Genomic DNA, 21,637 nt, shown 5'->3' with positions numbered 1-21,637 from the left:
CTATTTCAAAAAGGGCGCCCTTTGGTTGCGCCCTTTTCACTTGGTTTTACAAATTATGCCAGACTAAAGGTCCAATATGATTTGGGCTGTATCTGCGTCTGTGACCAAATGTGTTGCATATCCCCCATTCATCACCGCGCACATGGCTTGTGCTTTGTCTTCACCAACTGAAACCAGCAGCCCCATTTCCAGATCGGTGAGTTTGTTTAATTCAACACCAATCATGCGTTCATCCAGTGGGCCACTAACGGGTTTGCCTTCTTTATTGACAAAACGACCACACAAGACACCACAGGCGCCATTTTCAACGTAAGTTTTTAGGTCATCTTCACTGGCAATACCGCTCATCACCACGTGAGAATTGGCGCAAACAGATCCGGCGGCGAACACCGCCTTGTTACATTGGCCTAGCGCCGCCAATTGCTTTTTTATAATTGGTTCCTCACGTAATTGCTGCGCTAGATCCGCATTGGTTACAATGGCTGGGGCGTGCAAGTTAACACAAGCAGCACCAAGCCCTTGGGCTAAATGTGCTGAACAAATTTCTGCGGTGAACCCATATGGCGTCGCCATGGAACCGACTAGTTGAGCCACTTCCACATCAGGTATTGTCACCTTTCCAGAAGAGACCAATAATTCTGCCATTTCATAGATGGTCTGACCCCATGCCACGCCCAGTTTATCACCGGGGACGATCAAATCCGGCAACCATTCGGCCGCTCCGCGGGCGGCACGCGTTAAATGTGATTGAACACCGCCCAAACCATTTGGCACTATGAATACAGCCTTTAGGCCAAATTTTTCACGCAACTGATGCGAAAGCTTGTGCCCAATAAACACATCCGGGGCCATAGTGACGCGAATGTAGTTATTCTCTCGCGCTTCTTGCAAGTAGTTGACCACAGTTGCTCGGGAAACACGCAACCGGTCGGCAATTTCGTTTTGGTTCAGCCCATCATGATAGTAAAGCCAAGCGGCCTCCACTACAATTTCATCACCGCTGACCTGCCCGGAGGCTCTTCTTTTGCCGTATGCCATAAATTCCCTCTTTTCCATTTGACAGATGATGTCAACATTTGTCAAATTACAAAAAATCCCCCAAATGGAATGGACGGCCTCGTGGTTAAAAATCTCTGGAACGCAAAAGACGCTCAACAATTACATGATAATGCTGGACCAGAGGAAGCAGATCGTCAACTCGCATTGAGGGTTTATACATCCCGCTTGATTGGTCAAGACCCTGATATGGTTATGCATGGCGGAGGCAACACGTCTGTTAAGGTCAGTCGGCAAAATATATTCGGCGACAAAACCGATGTATTGCACGTAAAAGGTAGCGGATGGGATCTTGAGACCATTGAGGCGGCGGGGTTGCCTGGGGTGCATATTGCACCGCTGGAAAAACTGCGCCAGCTGGACGCACTTTCCGATGAAGACATGGTGAATTTGCAACGTTCGAATTTGCTGGATAGCACTTCGCCAAACCCTTCAGTTGAAACTTTGTTGCATGCCTATATTCCCCATAAATTTGTCGATCATACCCATGCAACGGCTATGCTCGCTTTGGCCAACCTGCCAAATGTCAAAGAGGTCCTCGCCGAGATTTTCGGTGATAAAGTTGCTTTTGTTCCCTACATCATGCCTGGGTTTGAATTGGCCAAAGTAGCGGCTGATGTTTTTGACAAAAACCCCAATGTTGAGGGCTTACTCCTCATCAATCACGGACATTTCACTTTCGGGCCTGACGCCAAATCATCTTATGAGTTGATGGTGGATCACGTAAGTGCAGTGGAAAACTGGTTTGAGCGACGCGCCGACACGCAACCTCATGCCCCTAAAATACAGCTCAGCGCCAAGAGTGTGTTGCCCAAAATTCGCGCCAGTTTAGCGCGCGCCATGAAGGCGCACACGGGCAACCAAGATCAAGCCGCGCCATTTTTGGATCTGCGTACCAGCGATCAGATCTTACGGTTTTTGGCTCGCGAAGACCTGGACGACTTGGCAACGCGCGGGGTGGCAACGCCGGACCATGTGATCCGTACCAAGGCATTTCCAACAATTATTGCCAGCGATGATCAAGGTGAAATCGACGCTGCAATTGATAAATTCATTAACAATTATAAAGAGTATTTTGCGCGACAAAACGCACGCGTACCGGACCAAAAAACAATGCTTTTGCCGACCCCGAACCTTTTTTGGGTTCACGGTCTTGGCATAATTGGTGTTGGAAGCAATGCCGGTGCGGCCCGCATCGCTGCGGATCTGGGTGTTCAAACTGTACAAGTGATGGAGTGGGCAGAAGGAAGCGGTGGTTTCTATCCCATCAATGAAGATGATTTGTTTGACATGGAATATTGGGCATTGGAACAAGCCAAGTTGGGCAAAGCCAAACCAAAAGCGATGCTGGGTAAGGCCGTTTTGATAACAGGGGGGGCGGGTGCCATTGGTTTGGCAGCAGCCAAGGCATTTAGGGATCAAGGTGCCAACATTTTTTTAGTCGATCGCGATCGTGATGGACTATTCGCCGCGCTGAACGAATTGGGCATGGACCATGACGGTGCTATAGTAGATTTATGCAGCGAAGACGGCCCCCAAACCGCCGTAGATGCAATAGTTAGTCGGTTTGGCGGCGTTGACGTTTTGGTGAGCAATGCCGGTGCTGCTTGGTCCAAGTCTATGCTGGAGATGGATCAAGACACCTTGCGCAACAGCTTTGAGTTGAACTTCTTCTCTCACCAAAAAATTGCCCAGGCTGTGGCAAGAGTAATGCAAGTTCAGAGCACTGGTGGGAGTATTTTGTTCAATGTGTCCAAGCAAGCCGTTAATCCAGGAAAGGATTTTGGCGCCTACGGTTTGCCTAAGGCTGCGACTTTCTTTTTGGTCAAGCAGTTTGCTCTCGAGCTTGGCGAATTGGGAATTCGCGTAAATGGCGTCAATGCGGATCGTATCCGGTCAGGTTTACTCACGGATGAGTTTATCGCCAGCCGCTCAAAGTCTCGCAATATTAGCGCTGAAACCTATCTATCGGGTAATTTACTCAAACGAGAGGTTGAAGCCAGCCATGTTGCTCAAGCTTTTGTGGCCTTGGCGTTAGCGCCTCGCACAACGGCCCACATTATGACCGTGGATGGCGGCAACATCGAAGCCAGCTTGAGGTGAGGAAACAGCATTCTTGTGTGAAGAAGAGCTTGCGTAAATTTGGCGCCGCTTTCAGTTAGACTCGAGTTTTGCCACCAAGCCATGCTGAAATGAACCCTGCATTGAAGGCATCGCCGGCAACGGTTGTGTCAACCACCTCACTCGCAATTGCTGGCGAATGAATATGCGTTCCATTTTGGATCATGGAAGCACCTTGAGCACTTTGTTTGACTACCTCAAGGCAGCTTTCGCCAAATGTTGCGCTCACATCTGACGCCACAATCTCATCAGCTTGCAAGATAAATAGCAGCTGCGCTTGGTTTGACAAAAACACATCAACTTGTGAAATCAATTTTGCGGCGTCATGATGATGCATAGCACCCTCATCGCAAGAGCAATCAAGCGAGACTTTTAGGTGTGCTTGGCTCGCCCCCTAACACAATAGGCAAGGCATACTTGCGTTGGTGCGTGATTTCCCACTTTGTTAGTCTAGTTTCAGCCAGTATCTGGTGTGGCGGCGCGTGCCGGTTTTTGTGAGTGCCTTTTTTTGGACTAAGTCTGCCAAATCCCTTGTTGTTGTTGGGCGTGTCGCACCGGTTATTGAAACGTAGTTTTCAGCGCTAAGCCCCCCTTTAAAACCGTCCGGCCCTTCGCGAAATATCCGTATCATCGCCTTTTCTTGTCGTGGGTTGAGCTGGCCGCGAAGCTGGTCGAAGAGTTTTGTTTTGGCAATTAGAAACTCTATTAGACGCAATGAGTATTGCTGGGCAGTTAGGATCGTTTCACCGAAATATTTGATCCAACTTGTTAGTTCTAAGTCTTTGTTTGATTTCTCCAAATTGGAGTAATATGCCTTTTTGGCCGTATTAATGGAGTTGGATAGAGCGAGCAGTGTTGGTTGCCCTAGATTTTGAGAAAGCGACTTCTCAGCAATGGCACGTCCAATCCGCCCGTTGCCATCCTCAAATGGATGGATACACTCAAAATACAGATGCGCGATGCTGGCACAGGTTAGGGCTGGCAGTGTGGTGTTTTTGTTGAACCAAGTTATGAATTGATCCATTTGGGCATGAATTTGCGCTGATGGCGGCGCTTCAAAGTGAACTTTGCGCGCGTAATCGGGCCCGGAAACGATCTGCATAGGCTCTTCATGGGTGCGATAGCGCCCGATATCAATGAGGTCGTGCCTGCCGGCTGTTATCATTTTATGCCACTCAAAAATCATATCGTGGCTAAGTGGTTCTCGAAAATCCTCGTAGAGTGCATTCATCATTTGGGCAATGCCCTGCTCTGCGGCGGTCGCCTTGAGGTTTTTGTCTTCCAGCCCAAAATTGCGACGGATGGAGGCCTGCACGGATTCCCTATTGAAATATTCCCCTTCAATTTCAGAGGTTTTAAGCGCTTCGGTGCTGATCAGCTCCACAATGAGTTCTGCTTTTTCATCTTGACGGATATGCTTGAATGCGCCGATGGCAATACCGCTTTGTTGCAAAAATTCAGTTTCCAACGTCTTGATAGCCTCGCTATCATAGGCAAAGTGGGGCCAATTTGTTCGTTGCCAATTCCATTTCATGAGCTATAGTCCGCTGCTGTTATAACTCACCATACCACATAAAATGAGTTATAGAATGAAATTCTATCGATCATTTTTGGCCCCATTGTGACCTTTTGCCGAAAGAGGGAGCGGCGGGATGCCTTCCCCTTTCGGTTTTTGAGTCGTTGAAACATCCCGGTTTGTTTCGAATTTGTGTCGGGACTGTGCCGACACAATGTGTCTTCTTGCGCCCAGTATCAGGGGGCTTCAGTGGCACCGTCGTATGATGTGCCATGCGCATCTTAAATGGGTTTCGTTTTGTACTTTAATGAACTTATTTCGTGGGCAAACAATGTTTGCTGATTCCCCTGCGGTTGATGGAGCCGTTGAATTTGTGCCCGACGGTTACCGCAATTGGCCTGGATTTTGGACGTTTGGTTTGTCATTTATCCCCGTTAAGCCCCTGAACTGTTAGGCTGTTTTTTGCGGCGCGCGGCGTTAAGAAGTTGGTAACCTTGTTTTCCTTTACGACTCGGCGCATTTATGCGACTTGTTGACGGGAAAAGTGCATTATATAGCGCGATTGCCGTCAGAGAGGGAAAATGACGACACAGACCACAAAAGCAACCGAAATGGGCAAATCACATCAAATCGGCGCAATTGATGCGGTCGACAAGATTGTCGACCATGCTGGCCTGTTGTCGGGGCAATTACAAGTTTTGCGTCAGCGCATGTATCCACCCGAAGCGGAGAAAAGCTTACGCTATTTCATGACCAATGAAGTGTCAAAGCTGACCTCTATTCCAGAGTCGACTTTGCGCACACTCTCGATTGATGGCAAGGGTCCCTCCCCTGCCCGTTTAGAGAACAATCATCGCGCCTATACTTTGGCTCAGATCAATGAGTTGCGTCGCTATTTTGCTGCGCTAAAACCTGACGGTGATTTGGCAATGTTGCCTAGCCGGCAACCCCATGAACATTTGCAAGTATTAGCAGCGACCAACTTTAAAGGCGGTAGTGCTAAAACCACGACCACGGTACATTTGGCCCATTACCTGGCGTTGCAAGGTTACAGGGTGTTGACGATTGATATGGACCCACAAGCCTCGCTTTCCGCCATGTTTGGGTTTCAACCCGAATTGGATGTGGGGCAAAATGAAACGATTTACGCCGCCATGCGATATGATGAGCAGCGTAAACCGATCAGTGAAGTGATCCGCAAAACCTATTTTGATGGGTTGGATCTTGTGCCCGGCAATATTGAGGTGATGGAGTTTGAATATGAAACTCCACGTGTTCTTGGCACCAACCAAAAAGTTGAAGGCGGCTTGTTTTTTGAACGGTTGAAGTTGGCGATTGAAGAGGTGGCAGATGATTATGATATCGTTTTGCTCGATACGCCCCCTTCCCTTGGATATCTTACCCTTGGTGCGCTTTACTCTGCCACATCGATGGTGATTACCATTCACCCGGCGATGCTGGATGTGGCTTCAATGAGCCAGTTTTTGTTGATGCTTGGGGATCTGGCAGACGTAATCCGCAATGCTGGCGCAACCATGCGCAATGATTTCATGAATTACCTGGTCACACGGCATGATCCAAATGATCAGGCGCAAACCCAAATTGTTGCTCTGCTACGGCATTTGTTTGCAGATGATGTGATTATGCCCACAGCCTTGCAAAGCACTGCGGTTGAGTTGGCGGGTTTGGGCAAACGTTCGATTTACGAAGTTGAGGCGGGTGAAATTCCGCGCAATACGCTTAAGCGCGCCCGTGAATCCATGGATGATGTTAATCGGGCGATATTGGATCAGGTTCACAAAAGTTGGGGTCGAACATGAGCCGCAAGAAATCCATCGCTTCAAGTTTTGGCAATTTGACTCATAATGGTGATGCAGCCAATCGCGAGACATCTCCCTCACCTACCCCCGCACCAAGTCGGGTGGCGGCCGGGGTAATTGGGGCAACCCAACGCTCAATGACCGAAATTCGTGAAGAACGTGACAGGTTGTTGGCTGAGGCAGAACGTGGCGGCCAAATCATCACCTTAGATCCGAGCGATATCGACCCCTCTCCGTTCCGTGATCGATTGCCCGATGATGACCCGCGAGAGTTTGAGCGTTTTAAGCAAGCCCTGCAAAAAGAGGGTCAACGCACACCAATTTCGGTGCGTCGCGACCCCAAAAGTGAACACAAATATCAAATCGTGTTTGGACATCGCCGTTGGCGTGCACTTGCAGATTTGGGCCAAAAAGTTGAGGCGCGCCTTGGCACTTTTTCTGATCGGGATTTGGTTGTAGCGCAGGGAATGGAAAACGCCGAGCGCCAAGACCTTTCATGGATTGAACGAGCGCTTTTTTGTGCTGAGATGGAAGCGGCAGGCATTAAGCCCAAAGACATAAAGTCAGCCCTTGGGGTGGACGATGCGCAAATGTCAAAGTTTCGCACCGTCACCCGCACATTGCCCAAATCAATTGTTGAAGCTATCGGCCGTGCACCCAACATTGGACGACCAAGATGGCTGGATCTTTGCGCGGCTGTAGCCGACGGTACTCAGCTCGAAGATTTAGACAAAACCTTGTCATCTGACAAGGTCAAAAAAATGACCTCAGATGATAGGTTTATGGCTTGTTTGGGCGCGATTGCAGGGCAGGGTGAAGCAGCAAGCAGGCCCGCACGGTCCGCCAAAACGACGTTTGGTGATGTTGGGGAAGTGTCGTTTGGCAAATCGGATATGCGTATCCGCGTGGCCATACAGCACGCCGATCAGTTTAGGGTTTTTATGGCGAATGAGTTGCCCGATTTGGAAAAGCGATTTTTGGAAAAACTACGGGCGCAAAGTGATGAGTAGGCTTGTCAGCTGACAAGGTTTTTTTAGCATCATGCTCTAAGCGGCGTGATTTATTGAAATGGTTTTGATGTCTTGAGGAGATCACATCTAAGATAAACAAAACCCCCCGAGGTGGTGACCAGCGGAGGGGATTGAATTAGACAATAGGAACGGCAATTCCTAATACCCTTTTGAACTAGGTTTAGTCTTATCAGTTCCCCAACATTATTGGCAAGAGAAAACGTGATTTTTGCGTGTGCTTTGTTGCATCCAATTTTTGGACAATAAGTAGATCACCCAATTTCATGCAGTGATATTTCTTTGCCAAGATTTTGCTGAGCCGCCTCTTATTTAAAGAGGAGAGGGGCCAATGGCTTCGTCTAACCAACACCGTAGTACGTTAGCACCCAATTATAAGGGGATCGATGTTAAGGTCTGGGACATGGGGATGATCGGCGACGATATGTTGCGATCGCTCGAAACAGACCATGAGCAGGCACAACGCCGCATAAAGGCGCGGTTTAACCAGTCCATTTTGGCCAAGCAGGGGTTTAACAAGCCACGATTTGGCAGCAATGCCTATCGTGAATATGTGCGCAAGGGCTATATCACCCCTGAAGAAGCCGAAGCTGACGCCATCATGCGTGAGATTAGAGCTGAGAGGGCCGGGCGTGGCGCCAAAAATATGGCCCAGGGTGCGGGCAGGGAACTTTTAAGCTCTGTGGCTACTCCCAAGAGATTTGAGATGTCAAAGCGCGTGCCTGTGCGGTGGGGCCGACAGTCGCCGATCCCTTCAGACCAATATGCGCCCAATATGGCCACAACGGCGGCCAGAGACGAACGTTTGACCCCAAACGCAAAAGCCCTGTTGCAGATCATTCATGCGCGCTGTGGCAAAGAGGGGATCACAGAGACCACCAAAGGCACCTTGGCCAACATCATGAACCGCTCAACCCGCACCATTCAACGCTATATCGCCGATCTGGTGCAGTTTGGCTATTTGTTTGCCCACACAAAGCGCAATGCGCGTGGTTTGTATGTGGGGCTGGTGATGCGGGTTGGAGAAATCACGAAGCCCTTCTATGAGGATTTAAAGCGCACCAGCGATCTTGTTCGACAGTTCTTTAGCTTAGGGGCTTCTGAAACAGACCTTCGTGCTGATTATTCAGATAAGACACAAGTGTCCTCTAAAAAGCAAATCTCACATAGATATAATAGCGACAGCCTAATGGCTGACCCATTTGATTAGAATTTCCAGCTTAAACAGCTGAAAATTTCCCTACTGCAAAGCCAAAGCATCAAAAACATCACTTCTTCATTGCAAGTGAACAGCGAACTCGCTCCATAAATTGAGCGTTTCGCTTCTTCCGTGCCTATACACACAACCATATCGACATGCTCGCTCCATCAAGGGCTACGCCCTTCTCCGCTCCGCTTCGATCCCTACGGGATGACTTCCGCTGCGCGTGACGATATTCTGAACATGTCGGCTCCGGAGAAATGTCAGTCCCTTTGTCTTCCAGAGAAATAATTTGAAGAAAGAAAAAGAATTTGAGTGATGGGATTGTAACGAACCGTATCATATGATATGGTTTGTTATTGCATAAGATTAGGATTGATCCATGTTAGCACATCAACAAGTCGAACAACCTAAAGATATAGCCCCACTTGCTGATCCACAACGAATTCGAACTGTTGTCAAAGCTCTAGTGCGGGTTGCACAGGCATGGAAACTCACAAATGCAGAAGCGGCCTCCCTATTCGATATTCCAGTGGCGACTTGGGGTCGCATGAAGGCGGGTTCGTTTAAGGGCACCCTTGATCAAGACAAAATGATGAGAGCAAGTCTTGTGATCGGACTTTTCAAGGGATTGCGCCTCTTATTCAATGGGCCGCTGGAAACACAATGGCCAAAGCAATCAAATACCGGCCCGCTCTTTGGCGGAATGTCGCCTGTTAACAAAATGATCGCTGGTGGCATCCCTGCAATGATAGCCACAAGACGCCACATCGATGCATTAAGGGGCGGCATGTGATCGATATCTCTAAAATTCCGATCGTTCAGTTCGTTGAGGTAAATTCAACAAGATTAATTTCGACAGCCTATATAAACGAACCTGCACTCTCACCGTTGGTTGACGATCTTAATGAGCTGACCTTTTTGGAAGAATTAGAAGGACTGTCTTCCTCACGGGTTGGCAAGCCAGAGTTTATTCCATCAAACGTTCAGGCCGATGAACTGTTGAGCCAACGTCACGGCTACGGCTGGACCTATGTAAATGCAGCGTTTTGTTACACAAGAAGCACCGGAAATCGTTTCAACGGGCCCGATCGAGGCGCGTGGTACGCGGCTTGGGGTGAAACGCGTGTAGAAACAGCAAAGCGCGAGGTCTCATGGCACTTAACCCAAGAATTGCATGCGACAGGTATATATCAGAACATCACATCCTATCGAGAATTGAACGCTTCCTTTGCAACGCAGTTTCATGATCTTGAGCAAGCCGACTTAGTGGATATTGGCGAGAGTGATCCAACAGTTGGTCACAAAGCTGGACAAGCCCTTGCCGCGCAGCTCTTTGCCAACGATTCCAACGGAGTGCTTTATCCATCGGTGAGAAACCAAGGCGGTCATTGTTTGGCGGCGTTTCGTCCACACCTCATTCAAAACATCCGGCAGGGTGATACATGGCTTTTTCAATGGAACGGCAATCCGGTGCCAGAAATTGAGCGCATTGTGGGGTGAGGGCGTACGCGCAGTGCCCTTTTGGAAACCCGCCCCAGACCTTAGCGGTACGGTCAATGAATGTCTTGTTAGCATCACAGGGGCCTGGAACTCATGATCGTAGTCTGTGTGCCACAGTGTTTTGGCGCGGTAATCAAAATTATCGTTCTATTGAAAGCTCGGCTATGAAATCATAGCGGTCGCCACGATATGCAGAAATGGTCACTTCGATCGGGCGTCCGTTTTCTAAAAAGGATCGACGCTCAATATGCAGAATTGGATCGCCAACGGAAATCTTGAGTAGACGTGCCTCTTCTTGGTTGGCAATTGCGGCGTGGAGCCGTTGAAGCGCGCGAATGGGCTTGCTGCTGGTTTTCTCTAGCGCATCGTACAATGACTCGCCCATTTCATCTACTTGGCCGACTGCATAAAGCGGCACTGTGGCGTTTTCGACAGCAAGCGGTTCACCTTCGGAAAGACGCACACGGGAAAGACGCAACACTTTTTCATTGGGCGATATGCCCAGTTTTAAGACTTCGGATGAATTTGGCAGGCCAACGGATTTGTTTAGGAGGATTGAGCTGGATTGCGCGCCGCGACGCTGCATATCTGCGGTAAAGCCAAGCAAAATTGAGAGGGGTTGATCTATCTGCGTTGAAACAAATGTGCCTACCCCGTGACGTTTTGACAATAAACCGTCATTTAAAAGTTCTTCAATGGCTTTGCGAACTGTGATGCGTGACAAGCCTGTGGCTGTGACAAGATCGCGTTCTGCGGGTAGGGCCTCGCCGCCACGCAATGTGCCGGATTCGATGAGTTCTCTGATGGTAAAAGCAAGCTGTTTATATAAGGGGTCCGCTGTACGGCTTGTCCGGCGTAGGCGCTGCAAAATTTCATCGATCAACTTCATACCGTCCTGCTCAGTTTTTGGGGTTTTGATCGTTTGCTGTTATTTGCCACATCGGTTTGCGCTTTGCGTGCCATATATTCGGTCCTTAGTCTTGGGTGCGCAGACGAGGGTCTAGCGTGTCACGCAATGCATCGCCTAGCAGGTTGAAACCAAAAGACAAGAAGAGAATAGCAAACCCCGAAAACGTGGCAGGCCACGGCGAGAGTAACAAGAAATTTCGCCCTTCTGATAACATTAGTCCAAGCGAGGGGGTTGGCGGTTGAGCGCCCAGTCCCAAAAAGGAAAGAGATGCTTCAACCAGAATGGCAGCAGAAAGTAGCAGACTTACTTGAACCAAAATGACTGAGGCGAGATTGGGAAGTAGATGCGAAAATATGATGCGTGCATCACTTGCACCAATGGCGCGTGCGCCCATAACATATTCACTTTCAACAATCACAAGCGAAGGTCCGCGCAATAACCGCGCAAATATTGGCGTGTAAACAATTGCAATGGCGATAGCCGCGCCCCAGGTGCTTGGTCCAATAACCGCAATAACCCCAATTGCCAACAGCAGAATTGGGAAAGCGAACAGGATGTCCATAAAGCGCATGACAATTCGGTCAATCCAACCTCGATAAAACGCGGACAGCATACCAAGCATGCCGCCGATGACCAAAGCTATACCGACAGCGGTAAGGCATGTGACAAGAGATGTACGATAGCCATAAATTATGCGCGCCAAAACATCGCGCCCCAATTGATCGGTGCCCAAGAAATTTATTGCACTGGGTGGTTTCATCCGCTGGATCATGACCTGATTGTAAGGATCTTGAAATCCCAAAGTTGGGGCCAAGACAGCCAATAGAACTTGAAAGGCGACAAAGATCAAAGCAAAGGTGAGCAGCTTGTTTCGAAAAAGGAAGGTTTTCATTTCGCGACCCTCGGATCGATATAGGCATAAAGAGTGTCGACTAGAAAGTTGACCAGCACGAAAGAGGTGGTCATGACCAATATGGCTGCTTGAACTAACGGATAATTGCGTTCGGCGATGGCCCCGAGAACCAAGCGCCCCAATCCCGGAATGGCAAACACTTGTTCCACAACGATAGCGCCGCCCAAAAGATAGCCTGTGGCAACGCCAACGCTTGTGATGAAGGGTATCAAAGCATTTCGCAGGGCGTGTTTATAAATTAAGCTTCTGCGTGGCACGCCTTTAGCCTTTGCTGTGCGAATATAGTCTTGGCCCAAGGCGTCGAGCATGGCGGAGCGTACAAGACGAGACAAGTTTGCAAGCATGGGTAAACTGAGCGCCAGCACCGGCAAACACATGCGTTGCAGATTGCCCAAAGGATCTTGACTAAAAGGGACATAGCCCAGTGTTGAAACGCTGGGCAATAACTTTGAAACGATGAAAATTGAAACGATTCCAAGCCAAAAAGAAGGAATTGTTAGCCCCGCAATCGCCACAACCCGGACAGCAACTTCTGAGTTTTTGCCCCGTGCTGATGCCATAAAACAGCCAATGGGTATAGAAAGTCCCGCACCAACCAAAATAGATAGGAAGGTGAGCTCTAGTGTGGGCCAAATGTTTGCACTAATTTCTGACATGACGGAACGACCCGTCCAAATTGAAGTGCCAAAGTCGCCAACTAACGCGCCGGTGACCCAATCAAAATACTGAATATACATGGGCTTATCTAGCCCTAGCCGCGCTTCAAGTTCGGCAATGCGTTCAGGCGTAATTTCAGTATTGGCGCCAAGCATGATCGCGATTGCATCGCCGGGGATAAGGCGGATCATCAAAAAGACCAAAATCGAAACGCCAAGCAGAACGACAGCAAGATCGAGCAGCCTATTTGTGATTGGGCCAAGGGAAGCACGCATTGTGAAAACCGTTCAGTTTAAATGGTGGTAACGGTGCCCATTCATAAATGGGCACCATAGATGCTTAACTATTCGTCCAAACTGACATTCACCAAGCTGGTCAAACGGCCAGTTGGGTAAATTTCGAACCCTTTAACCTTGGCGTTTGTTGCGGTGAACAGATTGCCATATGCAAGGTGAGCAATTGGTCCCTGACAAGCCAATGTGCGTTGTGCCGCATCATATGCTTGCTTGCGTTTTGCTTGATCCGTTTCTGTACGGCCTGTATCTAGCAATGTGTCAATTTCTGCATTTGCATATTTGTAGACGTTAGTTGGGCCACCAGAACGGAACGTACGGTAGAAATACTGATCTGGGTCTGGGTTGCCACCATTTGCTGAAACAAACATATCAAAATTTGAGTTGCGCCAGTCTTGAACAAATTCACCAATTTCTTTGTTCACAAGGTCAACTTCGATGCCGCCAGCGGCCAACTGTTGTTGGATCACCTGGGAAATGTCACGTGCATCCTGACGAGGCAACACGAGAATGGACAGTTTGATTGGTGTTTCAATACCAGCTTCTGCGAGTAGGGCCTTTGCACCGTCAACATTTGTTGTGTAGCAAGCAAATTCACTTGTATCCAATGCCCATGCGGACAATGCAGGAGACAATGGACCACCCGGCACACCTGCACCAAACAATGCGCCCGCGATGATTTCATCGCGGTTTAACAACATGTTGACCGCTTCGCGCACTTTAGCGTCACCAAGTGGGCCACGGGTCACATTCATACCCAACAACGTGTAGGAGACGTTGAGGGTGTCGTGCAATTTGACACCAGGTTGTGCTTGCAACTGTAAGGCTGTTGCAGGATCGATTCCCGGAAGAATGCCATAATCGCCACTTGTTAGACCAACCTGCCGGGTTGAGGCCTCGGGCACAAAGTTGAACTTAACACCATCAAGCATGGGAAGTCCGGCTTCGCGATATCCTTCAAACTTTTCTAATGCGATGTAGTTGTTCGGCAACCATTCAACGAATTTGAAGGGGCCAGTGCCAACAGGTTTTTGTTGAAGTGCTTCGATATCGGCTTCTAGTTCAGCTGGAACGATTGCAATGGTTGCGAGAGAAGAAAGAATGGGCGCGAACGGTTCGTCTAGAGATAGCTTGATAGTCAGCGGATCGATAATTTCAATATTTGTGATCGGCATAACACTTGCGGCCATTGGTGAGGCCGTTTTTTCTGCTTGTACGCGTCGGATCGAGGCCGCAACGTCTTCTGCGTCCATGGTGGAACCATCATGGAAGGTCACACCGGATTGCAGTTTGAATGTATAGCTTAGATTGTCTGCTGAAATATCCCAGGACGCGGCGAGGTCTGGCACAACGTTCAAACCTGCATCAATGTCTGTAAGACCTTCATATACATTGCCTTGAACAATAACTACAGAGTTGAAGGCTGTGATGAGGTGCGGGTCCAGCCCGGCGGGTGAGGAATCAATTGCAACGTTGAGGGTTGCAGCTGCGGCACTTGTGACCAGAAAGGTCGTAGTTGTAAGCGCAAGTCCAATTTTTTTGACTAACATGAAGTCTCCTGTGGTTTTGCATAAGGTGCATTTCACCGATTTAGTCCGAGACGTCCAAGTTGGCGCAATTGGTTGAGCGTACCCTCGAAATGTAGGTCCAATCTAAGACCACTCTGGACAATATGGACGTTATGGTATTATCTTTGTCTTGACAAGAGGGCTGCGCTTCAGGCCAATATAGCCTGAGCGTTGGCTGCTTTTTCCCGCAGGTTGATGCCTATTTAGTCGCTAATGCGGGGGAAATGAGGGAGATGAGATTGGCACCAGCATCGCTGCTTTCTATTCAAGATCTATGGATTGATGTTGGTTCTCGTCCCGTTATTGAAGGGCTCTCATTATCTGTAAAGCCTGGCGAAATGCTGGGCTTGGTGGGCGAGTCTGGCTGCGGTAAATCTGTGACCGCATTGGCGATTGCCCGGCTTTTGGATGAGCCACCAATGCGCATTCGAAAAGGTCATGTCTTTTTTGACGGCGAAGATGTTTTGGCGAAATCGGAAAGAGAGCTTGAGCAATTGCGTGGCAATCGTATTGCCATGATCTTTCAAGAACCAATGACGTCGCTCAACCCGGTGTTTACCGTTGGGGACCAAATTGCAGAAGTGGTCTTATTGCACCGTCAATCGGATAAAACAGCAGCAAATAAACGGGCAATTGAATTGCTTTCAAGGGTGGGTATCCCTGCCCCCGAACAAGCTGTGCAGAAATATCCGCATGAAATGTCTGGTGGGCAGCGACAAAGAGCAATGATTGCAATTGCGCTGGCTTGTGATCCTGAGTTGTTGATTGCTGATGAACCAACAACCGCATTGGATGTGACCGTGCAGGCGCAAATTTTGGAACTCTTGGATGATTTGCGGCAAGAAACCGGCATGGCTGTTTTGCTAATTACCCATGATTTGGGGGTTGTGTCGCAATATTGCGCGCGTGTCGCTGTGATGTATGGCGGCAGAGTGGTTGAGGAAGCCTTGGCCGATGAGCTTTTTAGCAAGCCAAAGCATCGTTACACAGAAGCGTTGTTGAAAACGATTCCAGCCTCAAATCAACCGGGCACGGAATTGCCAGCAATACCGGGTACGGTACCGCCACCAGGGGCGCGGCCAAAAGGGTGTGCTTTTCATCCTCGGTGCGCAGTGGCAACTGAGATTTGCCTGTCGAGTATGCCTGAGTTGATCAATCAAACGCATAGCTTTCGTTGCTGGAATCCTGTCGAATGACCTTATTAGAAGTAAACAATATTTCAAAAACATTCCCGGGCCGCAATGGGGCAATTGTGCGTGCTGTTTCGGACGTGTCTTTTTGCGTTGAAGACGGCGAAGTTCTTGGCGTTGTTGGGGAATCTGGTTGCGGAAAATCAACGTTGGGTAGATCCCTATTGAGGTTGATTGAACCCAGTGCTGGAGAGGTTTTGTATGAAGGGCGCGACATAATTGGTCTCAACCGGAAAGATATGAAGTCCGTTCGGCGCGACTTGCAAATCATATTTCAAGACCCTTTTGGGTCGCTTAATCCGCGACATAAGGTGGGACACTTGATTGGTGAACCGCTAGACGTGCACGACATTGGCTCGCGCACACAAAGGTTGGAAAAGGTCAAAGAGTTGGTGGAGATTGTTGGGCTTCCACAAAATGCAATTGATCGCTATCCGCATGAGTTTTCTGGCGGGCAACGTCAGCGCATTGCGATTGCGCGTGCATTGGCGTTGGACCCAAAGCTGATCGTGGCCGATGAAGCTGTTTCGGCCCTTGATGTTTCCATACAAAGTCAAATCATAAATCTGATTGCAAAGCTGCAAAAGAGGCTGAGCCTTTCTATTATCTTCATTAGTCACGATCTGTCTGTCATTCGCCATGTGAGTGATCGTATTGCCGTTATGTATCTGGGCAGAATTGTTGAAATTGGTCCTACCGAACGAGTTATGGCAAATCCGCGTCATCCCTACACACATTCATTGTTGTCAGCAATTCCACGGGTTGGTGAGAAGAAATCGCGCTCTAACTTAAGTGGAGAAGTGCCGGACCCGTCCGATCCTCCGTCGGGTTGTGCTTTTCATTCTCGTTGCCCAAAAGTCATGGATATCTGCAAACAGGTCCGGCCGAAGCTCATGACACATTTCACTGATGTGGGTGGAGAGGTGGCATGCCATCTGTTTGACAAGTGAGTTTAGCCGAACAAATTGCACTTAGAGCCTTCGTGCCCGTTTCAACCGCAATCCAAAGTGGTCGCATTCCTGGCGGGGTTTTGGGGGTGATAACCAAGCAAGGTGAAAGAGCTATCCTTAGTGAAGGAATGGCGCAAAGTGAGCCTTCATCACGTAGAATGATGGATGACACATGGTTCGATTTGGCTTCGCTAACCAAGGTCATTTTTACGACACCAAAAATTCTTTCGTTGGCGTTGGACGGTCGGATTGATTTGGATGCACCGTTAACGACTATTTTGCCAGACCTCAGGCAATACAGCACTGATGCGTGGGAACGCAAAGTGACGTTTCGAGAATGCCTTGGCCACCAGACACCATTTCCTGCAGTTGAGCCCATTTATACTTATGGGCGTGACCCAGATCTGTTGCGCAGTTTCATTCTGCAACGGGAGTGGCGGCATGGTCCGTCGGTTTATTCTGACATTAATTTCATTTTGCTCGGTTTTGCGCTTGAACGTCTTTTGGGGTGCAATATTCGCAAAATTGAATTGCCTGAAGGCTTTGCATTTAGCGCCCCATCTGACAAAAGCGCCGCAACTGAAAATTGCACATGGCGACATAAAATGATGTGTGGCGAAGTTCACGATGACAATTGCTATGCTTTGGACGGCGCGGGACATGCTGGGCTTTTCGGGACGGCTAATTCAGTTCTAAATTTTGCAACTGACCTTTTAAACAATTCGGGCAGTCCGCTTGTAACATTGATGCGAACGCCACTTTCAAAAACCAGAGCCCATGGATTTGAAATTCGCTATGCTGGTTGGTCCGGTGGCGGTGCGTGCTCGAGCTCAACGATAGGGCACACTGGGTTTACCGGAACTGGACTTTGGTTGGACTTTGACAGTGGGATAAGCTGGACACTTTTGACCAACCGGATTCATCCTACACGTCATTTTGACTCTGGCATTGTTCAATTGCGGCAGGCTGTGGGTGAAATTGTTGCAGGCTCATGAGGATTGAAACATGAAATCAATTTGGTCAGTCGGGCTTATGACAGGGACAGTGTTGGACGGCAACATAGACGTTGCGCTGATCCGCACCGACGGGAAAAACGTTCAAGAATTTGGCCCATACACGCTGGCGCCTTATGAGGATGAAGTAAACCAATTGCTGGCGCAAGCACTTGCGGAAGCGCGGGTGTGGAACTTTGACGGGCCAGAGCCAGAGATTTTTGCCAAAGCGGAAGCTATGCTTACGGATGCACAGTCTGAAGCCGTTCAAGCGCTTGTAAAAGAGGCAGGCATGCGCATGGACGACATTGGTGCTGTGGGCTTTCATGGGCAAAGTGTCCTGCACCGAGCACCAGCTGTGGGACAACGTGGCCAGACACGACAATTGGGCGATGGCGCGCGCATGCATCGATCATTGGGTATTCCAGTTATATATGATTTTCGTTCTGCTGATGTAAACGCTGGCGGGCAGGGCGCGCCATTATCAGCAATTTACCACGCGGCACTTTTGCGCGGCATTGGGGCCGAAGGCGATGTGGCAATACTTAATTTGGGGGGCGTCGCCAATATTTCTTGGACTGATGGTGCTGATCAGTTAATCGCCTTCGACACTGGCCCAGCTAATGCGCCGACAAACGACTTTATGAAAGCACGTGGCTTAGGGGCGATGGATGTGGACGGTGCGCTCGCCCTTTCGGGTGAGGTGGACCAAAATCGCCTTGCAGAATTGCTTGCCCATGCCTATTTGCGAGCGCCTTTTCCAAAATCACTCGACCGCTTTGATTTTGGGCCAGAAATGGCAAATGGTTTGACTAACGCAAACGGTGCAGCGACTCTTGCAGCTTTTACGGCAGGGGCTGTGGGCAAGGGACTTGATCTTTTACCGAAGCGCCCGAAGCGTTTGATTGTTTGCGGTGGTGGCCGCAAAAACCCAGCAATGATGAAGGCGCTTGCAGAACACACAGCTTGTGTGGTTGATTTTGCAGAACAATATGGCTGGCGGGGCGATGCAGTTGAAGCCGAATGTTTTGCTTTGCTTGCCGTCAGAACAATGAATGATCTACCGATCAGTTTCCCCACAACAACTGGTGTTGCCAAGCCAATGTCAGGTGGGTTGATCGCCAAATAGAATGGCTTAAGCGTCTCAACTTATTCAGTGCGAGAAGGCGCGTAGTCTTTTCGTTTGGACATTTTGCCGATACCTGGATTTAACGTGTTGCTTGGATCTATCGATTTGTAGAACGCGGCCAGATCGGGTTTTGCAACATATTGATGCCCTACATTATGCTCGGCAGGATATTCTGCGCCACGTTGATCGAGCAGTTGCAACATGGCCTGCTTGATTGCTGTGGAATCCTGGTTCTTTTTGACGATATAATCTTGGTGCAGAACGTGGCACATGAAATGCCCATAATAAAGACTGTGATGTAATTTGCTGGAAATCTCTTCCGGTAGTTTTTCAAACCAGTCTACGCTGTTTCGTGGCAGTGCAATGTCTAGGGCCAAAACATCCTCAACTTCATCCTTGTGGACGGCAGCGTAGCGAATGGCGGCACCTGCGGCCGCAAAACGGTTTAGGCTTGCCATTTGGGCTTCTTTCGGTGTGCATTCAAAGTAGGAGGCATCATTTTTGTTAAGAAGGGATGGCAACAATTGTTGTGCCTCGGCAATGCCACCATCAGCCATTTTCAAAATGAGGTGATGTTCAAACTTATTCCGATAGTCATACAATCGTTTCGGTAAAATGCGCGGCCATAGGCTGCTAAGTACTTGCATGAACTTATCGGTAAACCCGTGGAACAACGGGAGCCGATTCAACCGCGAGTCAATTGCGCCTTTGATTGCGAAAAAAATGGGTAGTTTGTCCGTGCCTAAGAGATCAATCATCACCACCGTGTCTTTGCCGTATTTTTCTGAAATGTTAAAGCAATCACGGTGCATATATTCGGCACTTACGGGTAGGGCCTTAAATCCTTTAAGAATCCGGTGTCGAATCGCAGTCAGGTCATGCGGATCGTTTGTTCCAATATAAAAGGTTTTGCTGAGTTTATTGGTAGGAAATGTATCTAGCCTTACAGCAAAAACCGCCAGTTTGCCGCCACAGCCCGAACTTTCATGTAAGCATCTTTTATCGGCGTTAAAACGGGCTGGAGTTGAAGCTTCGACTTCACGCACAATGTTTGGGTATTTTGTGTCAGATGCGTTCGCGGCGCTCATTTGTTGGTATTGATCAAAATTTCCGGCTTCGACATTGGACAATATCTGTTCTGGTGTGTTGCCAAGTTCAATGCCGAGATGATTGATCAACTCTATTTCGCCAGCGGCTGTCACTTGAGCAAACAAACTCATTTCCGTGTACGCGGGGCCTCGTTCTACCAGCGATCCACCGGAATTATTGCATACGCCGCCAATAACTGATGCACCAATGCAACTTGAACCAATCACCGAATGGGGCTGACGGTTGATCGGCTGTAGGATTTTTTCAAGTTCAAATAATGACGCGCCGGGTAAGGCCACAATTTGCTGGCCTTGATTCAAGGTGTGAATGGTTCGAATACGCTGTGTATTGATCAAAACAATGTCTCGATCATAGTGGCCATCAGGGGTTGATCCGCCAGTTAGACCAGTATTTGCGGCTTGAAAAATGACCGCTTTGCCAGCTTTCACACACAGGCCAAGTGCTTGCCACATTTCGACCAAGGTATTTGGACGAACAACCGCGATCGCTTCTCCGCTACCTGAGCGAAATCCCGTTAAAAACCTGCGCGTTGAACGCTTGTTGGTTAAGACATTGCGCTTGCCAATTGTTTGACTAAGTTGATTGATCAGGTCTTGGTTATTCACAATTTCACCTTTTCAAAGCGGAAACGTTGGTTGCCGGGATCAAACGAAGCTATGCTGCGGTGGCTGCAAGGGTGTGCAGTTCCGTCCTGAATTTGTTCATGGCAGGCAGATTTGTACGTTGCGAGAAATACGTGCGGTTGCTCAACGCAATGACAATTAGTCTCGTGACCGGATCAATCCACATGGATGTTCCGGTGAAGCCGGTATGGCCAATTGATCCTTTAGGAAGTGTGGGACCGCAACTGCAATCGTCATTTGTATGGGCTTTGAACTCCCAGCCAATGGTGCGTGCAATTGGTTTTCCCAAATTGCCATTGCTGAACGCAAGCGGATCACCTTCATCAATTAAGGCTGTTGCGAATTTATGTAAATCTCTTGCCGTGCCAAAGAGGCCCGCATTACCACTGTTTCCCCCCAACAGTTGCGCTGTGCTGTCATGAACCAAGCCAACTTTGTTTTCAGTGCAAGCAGGTTTGGATGTGGGAACAATGCGATTGGGACTTAAGTTTTGCCCGAGCGGTTTGAAACAGGTGTTGTGCATATTCAACGGGGTAGCAACATAATGCTGGAACGCATTCTCTAATGTGGTGCCCAATGCGCATTCAACAATTTCACCGAGCAAAATATAGCCCAAACAGGAATAGACGACTTGTTGACCTGGTTGTGATTGAAGTGGCACTTCTATTATGAGCTTGCGCGCAATTGCTGGGTCATCTGTCATCTGAGCCAATGCCATATCTGGTTGCAGCCCAGAGGTGTGTCGACACAACTGACCTATGGTTATTTCACCTTTTCCCGCTTCAGCGAGTTCAGGGATATAGCGAGCAGCTTTGTCACTTAAGTACAGAACATTCTTTCTGACCAACTGACGGATAAGCGTTGCCGTCGCGACTGGTTTGGTAATTGAGGCAAGGTCAAAGACGGAGTCCAACCGTAATGGTGGGGCGTCATCAAATGGTCTGCCCCACACTCCATTGGCGATTATTCTACCGCCTTTTGCCACCAAAATTTCAATGGCCGGGAAGGTTTTGGTTTCTATTGCCGCCCCAACTAAAGTGTCCAATTGGTTTAACAT

At 48.9% G+C, this 21,637-nt stretch carries 19 protein-coding genes; 10 read left to right on the top strand and 9 right to left on the bottom strand.

Going from position 1 to position 21,637, the window contains the following annotated elements:
* Positions 1-63: 63 nt before the first annotated feature.
* Positions 64-1,038: a sugar-binding transcriptional regulator gene (locus O4H47_RS17585; protein ID WP_269395326.1), complete on the bottom strand. Its 975-nt coding sequence runs from the start codon at positions 1,036-1,038 to the stop codon at positions 64-66.
* 81 nt (positions 1,039-1,119) lie between these two features.
* On the opposite strand from O4H47_RS17585, the gene O4H47_RS17580 reads away from it, so the two are divergent.
* The gene (locus tag O4H47_RS17580) at positions 1,120-3,159 is read left to right on the top strand and encodes a bifunctional aldolase/short-chain dehydrogenase (RefSeq protein WP_269395325.1); all 2,040 of its coding nucleotides are present in this window, start codon (positions 1,120-1,122) and stop codon (positions 3,157-3,159) included.
* 55 nt (positions 3,160-3,214) lie between these two features.
* Here the strand turns inward: O4H47_RS17580 and O4H47_RS17575 are convergent, their stop codons facing one another.
* Both O4H47_RS17575 and O4H47_RS17570 read right to left on the bottom strand, forming a co-directional pair.
* Positions 3,215-3,514 carry a PfkB family carbohydrate kinase gene (locus tag O4H47_RS17575; protein ID WP_269395324.1) on the bottom strand — a complete coding sequence of 100 codons (300 nt, stop codon included), beginning with the start codon at positions 3,512-3,514 and terminating at the stop codon, positions 3,215-3,217.
* 108 nt (positions 3,515-3,622) lie between these two features.
* Entirely contained in the window at positions 3,623-4,711 is a 1,089-nt protein-coding gene (locus tag O4H47_RS17570) for a Fic family protein (RefSeq protein WP_269395323.1), read from the bottom strand.
* Positions 4,712-5,274: 563 nt separating this feature from the next.
* Here O4H47_RS17570 and repA point away from each other — a divergent pair.
* The 5 genes from repA to O4H47_RS17545 all read left to right on the top strand — a co-directional run bounded on the left by repA (position 5,275) and on the right by O4H47_RS17545 (position 10,245).
* Positions 5,275-6,513, top strand: a complete 1,239-nt coding sequence (repA, locus tag O4H47_RS17565) for a plasmid partitioning protein RepA (protein WP_419719644.1) — start codon at positions 5,275-5,277, stop codon at positions 6,511-6,513.
* Positions 6,510-7,523, top strand: a complete 1,014-nt coding sequence (gene repB, locus O4H47_RS17560; protein ID WP_269395322.1) for a plasmid partitioning protein RepB — start codon at positions 6,510-6,512, stop codon at positions 7,521-7,523. Before repA ends, repB begins: the two co-directional genes overlap by 4 nt.
* A gap of 349 nt (positions 7,524-7,872) precedes the next feature.
* Positions 7,873-8,751: a helix-turn-helix domain-containing protein gene (locus O4H47_RS17555; protein WP_269395321.1), complete on the top strand. Its 879-nt coding sequence runs from the start codon at positions 7,873-7,875 to the stop codon at positions 8,749-8,751.
* 373 nt (positions 8,752-9,124) lie between these two features.
* Positions 9,125-9,538, top strand: a complete 414-nt coding sequence (locus O4H47_RS17550) for an antitoxin Xre-like helix-turn-helix domain-containing protein (RefSeq protein WP_269395320.1) — start codon at positions 9,125-9,127, stop codon at positions 9,536-9,538.
* Complete coding sequence (locus tag O4H47_RS17545; RefSeq protein WP_269395319.1) at positions 9,535-10,245, top strand: RES family NAD+ phosphorylase; 711 nt, start codon at positions 9,535-9,537, stop codon at positions 10,243-10,245. Before O4H47_RS17550 ends, O4H47_RS17545 begins: the two co-directional genes overlap by 4 nt.
* Before the next feature lie 139 nt (positions 10,246-10,384).
* On the opposite strand, the gene O4H47_RS17540 is transcribed toward O4H47_RS17545, so the two are convergent.
* The 4 genes from O4H47_RS17540 to O4H47_RS17525 all read right to left on the bottom strand — a co-directional run bounded on the left by O4H47_RS17540 (position 10,385) and on the right by O4H47_RS17525 (position 14,568).
* Entirely contained in the window at positions 10,385-11,134 is a 750-nt protein-coding gene (locus O4H47_RS17540; RefSeq protein WP_269395318.1) for a GntR family transcriptional regulator, read from the bottom strand.
* A gap of 85 nt (positions 11,135-11,219) precedes the next feature.
* Positions 11,220-12,047 (bottom strand): ABC transporter permease, encoded by an 828-nt coding sequence (locus O4H47_RS17535; protein WP_269395317.1) that lies wholly within the window; start codon positions 12,045-12,047, stop codon positions 11,220-11,222.
* Entirely contained in the window at positions 12,044-13,000 is a 957-nt protein-coding gene (locus O4H47_RS17530) for an ABC transporter permease (protein ID WP_269395316.1), read from the bottom strand. The genes O4H47_RS17535 and O4H47_RS17530 overlap by 4 nt, the downstream gene beginning before the upstream one ends.
* Positions 13,001-13,068: 68 nt before the next feature.
* Positions 13,069-14,568 (bottom strand): ABC transporter substrate-binding protein, encoded by a 1,500-nt coding sequence (locus O4H47_RS17525; protein WP_269395315.1) that lies wholly within the window; start codon positions 14,566-14,568, stop codon positions 13,069-13,071.
* A 251-nt stretch (positions 14,569-14,819) separates the two neighbouring features.
* Between O4H47_RS17525 and O4H47_RS17520 the strand changes: the two genes are divergently transcribed.
* Genes O4H47_RS17520 through O4H47_RS17505 form a run of 4 tightly spaced genes read left to right on the top strand, consistent with a single transcriptional unit; the run spans position 14,820 to position 18,847 of the window.
* The gene (locus O4H47_RS17520; protein ID WP_269395314.1) at positions 14,820-15,782 is read left to right on the top strand and encodes an ABC transporter ATP-binding protein; all 963 of its coding nucleotides are present in this window, start codon (positions 14,820-14,822) and stop codon (positions 15,780-15,782) included.
* Complete coding sequence (locus O4H47_RS17515; RefSeq protein WP_269395313.1) at positions 15,779-16,726, top strand: ABC transporter ATP-binding protein; 948 nt, start codon at positions 15,779-15,781, stop codon at positions 16,724-16,726. The genes O4H47_RS17520 and O4H47_RS17515 overlap by 4 nt, the downstream gene beginning before the upstream one ends.
* A 32-nt stretch (positions 16,727-16,758) precedes the next feature.
* Complete coding sequence (locus O4H47_RS17510; protein ID WP_269395312.1) at positions 16,759-17,721, top strand: serine hydrolase domain-containing protein; 963 nt, start codon at positions 16,759-16,761, stop codon at positions 17,719-17,721.
* 10 nt (positions 17,722-17,731) lie between these two features.
* Positions 17,732-18,847, top strand: coding sequence for an anhydro-N-acetylmuramic acid kinase (locus O4H47_RS17505; protein ID WP_269395311.1), 1,116 nt, complete (start codon positions 17,732-17,734; stop codon positions 18,845-18,847).
* Positions 18,848-18,867: 20 nt separating this feature from the next.
* Here O4H47_RS17505 and dld read toward each other — a convergent pair whose 3' ends face one another.
* A complete protein-coding gene (gene dld / locus O4H47_RS17500) occupies positions 18,868-20,562 on the bottom strand; it encodes a D-lactate dehydrogenase (protein ID WP_331283689.1) in 1,695 nt (564 codons plus the stop codon).
* A 49-nt stretch (positions 20,563-20,611) separates the two neighbouring features.
* Complete coding sequence (locus tag O4H47_RS17495; protein ID WP_269395310.1) at positions 20,612-21,637, bottom strand: serine hydrolase domain-containing protein; 1,026 nt, start codon at positions 21,635-21,637, stop codon at positions 20,612-20,614.

The sequence above is a fragment of the Maritalea porphyrae genome, assembly GCF_027213965.1.
GTDB classification, from domain to species: domain Bacteria; phylum Pseudomonadota; class Alphaproteobacteria; order Rhizobiales; family Devosiaceae; genus Maritalea; species Maritalea porphyrae_A.
This window is presented reverse-complemented; position numbering and strand designations above follow the sequence as displayed.

What these genes read in the sequence shown, in the direction of transcription:
- O4H47_RS17585 (WP_269395326.1), bottom strand. Translation starts at nt 1,038, where the DNA reads ATGGCATACGGCAAAAGAAGAGCCTCCGGGCAGGTCAGCGGTGATGAA.
- O4H47_RS17575 (WP_269395324.1), bottom strand. Translation starts at nt 3,514, where the DNA reads ATGCATCATCATGACGCCGCAAAATTGATTTCACAAGTTGATGTGTTT.
- O4H47_RS17570 (WP_269395323.1), bottom strand. Translation starts at nt 4,711, where the DNA reads ATGAAATGGAATTGGCAACGAACAAATTGGCCCCACTTTGCCTATGAT.
- repA (WP_419719644.1), top strand. Translation starts at nt 5,275, where the DNA reads ATGACGACACAGACCACAAAAGCAACCGAAATGGGCAAATCACATCAA.
- repB (WP_269395322.1), top strand. Translation starts at nt 6,510, where the DNA reads ATGAGCCGCAAGAAATCCATCGCTTCAAGTTTTGGCAATTTGACTCAT.
- O4H47_RS17555 (WP_269395321.1), top strand. Translation starts at nt 7,873, where the DNA reads ATGGCTTCGTCTAACCAACACCGTAGTACGTTAGCACCCAATTATAAG.
- O4H47_RS17550 (WP_269395320.1), top strand. Translation starts at nt 9,125, where the DNA reads ATGTTAGCACATCAACAAGTCGAACAACCTAAAGATATAGCCCCACTT.
- O4H47_RS17540 (WP_269395318.1), bottom strand. Translation starts at nt 11,134, where the DNA reads ATGAAGTTGATCGATGAAATTTTGCAGCGCCTACGCCGGACAAGCCGT.
- O4H47_RS17535 (WP_269395317.1), bottom strand. Translation starts at nt 12,047, where the DNA reads ATGAAAACCTTCCTTTTTCGAAACAAGCTGCTCACCTTTGCTTTGATC.
- O4H47_RS17530 (WP_269395316.1), bottom strand. Translation starts at nt 13,000, where the DNA reads ATGCGTGCTTCCCTTGGCCCAATCACAAATAGGCTGCTCGATCTTGCT.
- O4H47_RS17525 (WP_269395315.1), bottom strand. Translation starts at nt 14,568, where the DNA reads ATGTTAGTCAAAAAAATTGGACTTGCGCTTACAACTACGACCTTTCTG.
- O4H47_RS17520 (WP_269395314.1), top strand. Translation starts at nt 14,820, where the DNA reads ATGAGATTGGCACCAGCATCGCTGCTTTCTATTCAAGATCTATGGATT.
- O4H47_RS17515 (WP_269395313.1), top strand. Translation starts at nt 15,779, where the DNA reads ATGACCTTATTAGAAGTAAACAATATTTCAAAAACATTCCCGGGCCGC.
- O4H47_RS17505 (WP_269395311.1), top strand. Translation starts at nt 17,732, where the DNA reads ATGAAATCAATTTGGTCAGTCGGGCTTATGACAGGGACAGTGTTGGAC.
- O4H47_RS17495 (WP_269395310.1), bottom strand. Translation starts at nt 21,637, where the DNA reads ATGTTAAACCAATTGGACACTTTAGTTGGGGCGGCAATAGAAACCAAA.